General features: G+C 72.6%; 2 protein-coding genes and 1 pseudogene. 2 read left to right on the forward strand and 1 reads right to left on the reverse strand.

The features are described from left to right. Both CCN44_RS39395 and manB read left to right on the forward strand, forming a co-directional pair. On the forward strand, positions 1-758 hold a 758-nt coding region (locus CCN44_RS39395; protein ID WP_167404082.1), incomplete at its 5' end, for a peptidoglycan recognition protein family protein. Positions 759-942: 184 nt separating this feature from the next. Further along, positions 943-2025 carry a mannose-1-phosphate guanylyltransferase gene (gene manB, locus CCN44_RS39400; protein WP_086703894.1) on the forward strand — a complete coding sequence of 361 codons (1083 nt, stop codon included), beginning with the start codon at positions 943-945 and terminating at the stop codon, positions 2023-2025. Positions 2026-2303: 278 nt separating this feature from the next. Here manB and CCN44_RS39405 read toward each other — a convergent pair. Next, positions 2304-2527, reverse strand: a pseudogene (locus CCN44_RS39405) (DNA-3-methyladenine glycosylase 2 family protein); the annotation flags it as partial.

The following is a 2527-nucleotide window of genomic DNA, read 5'->3' on the forward strand; positions in this document are numbered from 1 at the left end:
CCCGCACCGCCCTGGACACCGAGGCCGCGCTCGCCGCCTCGGGCGCCAACGCCGACATCACCGACTTCGGCTCCTTCGCCGTCCCGGAGCTGGACCGGCAGGCCACCGAGACCGAGCTGACCCGTCTTCAGGGCCCCTCGCGGACCAAGCCGTACATCGGACCGCGCCCGCGGATCGTCACCCGCCGGGGCTGGGGCGCGGACGAGTCCCTGCGCGAACGCGGGTTCGTCTACACGAAGAAGATCAAGGCGGCCTTCGTCCACCACACCGCCACGGGCAACACGTACACCTGCGCCCAGGCCCCTTCCGTCATCCGCAGTATCTACCGCTACCACGTCAAGAGCATGGGCTGGCGGGACATCGGCTACAACTTCCTCGTCGACAAATGCGGAACCCTCTACGAGGGCCGGGCCGGGGGCGTGGCCAAGGCCGTGCTGGGCGCGCACACCCTCGGGTTCAACACCAACAGCATGGGCGTCGCCGTGATCGGCACGTACGGCACGAGCAAGCCGCCGGGCGGCGCGGTGACGGCCGTCGCCCGGCTCACCGCGTGGAAGCTCGGGCTCTACGGGGTCGATCCGCGCGCGAAGACATATCTCACCTCGGGGGGTGGCAATCTCTACCCCAAGGGGAAGAACGTACGACTGAACGTGATCTCCGGCCATCGGGACGGGTTCGCCACCGAGTGCCCCGGCAAGCTGCTCTACGCCAAGCTCGGCACGGCCCGCTCCAGCGCGGCGAAGTACCAGGGGCGCTGAGGCCGGGGCGCGCGTGCGCCGCCGCCGGGGGACGGGCGGGACCGGCCGGGGGAAACCGCACGCCGATCTCGCGGGACACCGCGCGGCCTGCGAAGGCGTCGTCGCCCGGTCTGCATACACTGACCGGCCGAAACGAGTGTTCACTAGTAGTTCGGCCGGTCCCGGCAGGAAGCAGAGACGACAGGTGACAGAAGCGATCCTCCTGGTCGGCGGCAAGGGCACCCGGCTGCGACCGCTCACGGTGCACACGCCCAAGCCGATGGTCCCGGCCGCCGGGGTGCCGTTCCTCACCCACCAGCTGGCGCGGGCGCGGGCGGCGGGCGTCGAGCACATCATCCTCGCGACCAGCTACCTGGCCGAGGTCTTCGAGCCGTACTTCGGCGACGGCGCGGGGCTGGGACTGCACATCGAGTACGTGACCGAGGAGGAGCCCCTCGGCACGGGCGGCGCCATCCGCAACGTCGCCGACCGGCTGCACTCCGGCCCCGACGACCCCGTGCTGATCTTCAACGGCGACATCCTGACCGGCCTGGACATCAGGGCGCTGGTGGACACCCACGAGTCGACGGGCGCCGACGTCTCGCTGCATCTGACGAAGGTGACGGACCCGCGCGCGTACGGCCTGGTGCCCACCGACGAGACCGGGCGCGTCCTGGCCTTCCTGGAGAAGCCGCAGACGCCGGAGGAGATCGTCACCGACCAGATCAACGCGGGGGCGTACGTCTTCCGCCGTTCGCTGATCGACACGATCCCGGCCGGCCGCCCGGTCTCGGTGGAACGCGAGACCTTCCCCGGGCTGCTGGCCGCCGGCGCGCATCTGCAGGGCATGGTCGACTCCACCTACTGGCTGGACCTCGGCACGCCGGCCGCCTTCGTCCGCGGCTCGGCCGACCTGGTCCTCGGCCGCGCGCCGTCCCCGGCGGTGCCCGGCCGCTGCGGCGACCAGCTCGTGCTGCCGACGGCCACGGTGGCGCCGGACGCCAAGCTGACGGGCGGCACGGTGGTGGGGGAGGGCGCGTTCGTGGCGCAGGGCGCGCGGATCTTCGGGTCCACGATCCTGCCGGGTGCCGTCATCGAGCCCGGAGCGGTCATCACCGACTCCCTCATCGGCACCCGCGCCCGCGTCGGCGAACGCTCGGTGCTCACCGGTACGGTCATCGGCGACGGCGCGGTCGTCGGCGCCGACAACGAGCTGCTGACCGGCGCCCGCGTCTGGTGCGACGCCCACATCCCCTCGGGCGCACTGCGCTTCTCCTCGGACCAGTAGCCCGCTCTCGACGCCGCGTGTGCGCTGCGCGGCGCGTGCCGTATGCGGGGTCTGCCGTGGGGTGCGTCTGCTCTTCGCCGTGTGTCTGCTGTCGCGGTGCGTCTGCTGTTTGGGGCGCGTCTGCCATGCGCGGCCCGTGTGCCGTCCGCGGCCGGTCCTGGGGTGCCCGCGCGGTTCCCCGCGCCCCTGGGGAGCCGCGGTGCCGTCGGCTGTGCGCAGCGGCACCCTGCCGGCGCCGGTGAGCGGACCCCCGTCGCCCGGCCGCAGCACAGCGCTGCTCACAGCAGGCCGATGTCCACCTTGCGCATCTTCGGCGTACGCCGAGCCGGTACGTGCCCGCTCAGCAGGATCAACCGAGCCGCCCGATGCCGCTGCCCGGCATACGGCTCCAGCAGCCGCAGCATCTCCGCGTCGTCGGCATCCCGGTCCCCCGCCAGCGCCCGCCCCGCGATCCCCGGCAGATGAAGGTCCCCGACCGTCACCGCATCGGCCGCCCCATGAC

The sequence above is a fragment of the Streptomyces tricolor genome (assembly GCF_002155905.1).
Classification (GTDB): Bacteria; Actinomycetota; Actinomycetes; order Streptomycetales; family Streptomycetaceae; genus Streptomyces; species Streptomyces tricolor.